Source organism: Sulfitobacter sp. HI0129, assembly GCF_001635395.1.
Taxonomy (GTDB): domain Bacteria; phylum Pseudomonadota; class Alphaproteobacteria; order Rhodobacterales; family Rhodobacteraceae; genus Sulfitobacter.
Window position 1 is genome coordinate 1 of sequence record NZ_LWGH01000820.1, and the last position, 302, is coordinate 302.

The window sequence follows — 302 nt, forward strand, 5'->3', positions numbered from 1 at the left end:
CCTTGATGACGAACCTCGCCAAGGGCTACCGGGCCGAACTGGCTGAAAAATTTGTGATCGAGGTGCCCGAAGTCGTCACCCGTCAGGTCAGCAATGACGGCACCCGGAAGTACCTTGTCCGGATTGCGGGCGGCCACGAGGTGGAGGTTGTCTATATCCCCGAAGAAGGCCGGGGCACGCTTTGTGTGTCTTCTCAGGTGGGGTGCACCCTGACCTGTTCCTTTTGCCATACCGGCACGCAAAAGCTGGTTCGTAACCTCACCGCGGCAGAGATCATCGGCCAGGTGATGGTCGCGCGGGAC

The 302-nt window shown here is 60.3% G+C and carries 1 pseudogene; it reads left to right on the forward strand.

Annotated features, from left to right (window positions below):
• Positions 1-302: pseudogene (locus tag A3764_RS19500) on the forward strand (23S rRNA (adenine(2503)-C(2))-methyltransferase RlmN); the annotation flags it as partial.